This is a genomic window from Micrococcus sp. GbtcB5 (assembly GCF_019091605.1).
Classification (GTDB): domain Bacteria; phylum Actinomycetota; class Actinomycetes; order Actinomycetales; family Micrococcaceae; genus Micrococcus; species Micrococcus luteus.
The window spans coordinates 1-229 of record NZ_JAGXJK010000624.1 but is presented as its reverse complement, the minus strand read 5'-3'; the positions used below and the strand labels follow the sequence as shown (position 1 = coordinate 229).

Genomic DNA, 229 nt, shown 5'->3' with positions numbered 1-229 from the left:
AAGTACCCGTCTGCAGCCGCGACCTGGGCGAACTCCTGGGAGCGGCTCATCCCGTTCCTGCAGTTCCCTCCCATGCTCCGCAAGGTCATCTACACGACCAACAGCATCGAGTCGCTGAACTTCCAGCTTCGGAAGGTGACCAAGAACCGCGGCCACTTCCCCTCGACCGAGGCGGCGGTGAAGCTGCTCTGGCTGGCGAGCAGCAACATCGAAGACAAACGCGCCGCCG

The 229-nt window shown here is 63.3% G+C and carries 1 protein-coding gene; it reads left to right on the top strand.

Features of this window, described 5'->3' with window-relative positions; all coding sequences use genetic code 11:
* On the top strand, positions 1 to 229 hold a 229-nt coding region (locus tag KVS67_RS13750; protein ID WP_217565614.1), incomplete at both ends, for a transposase.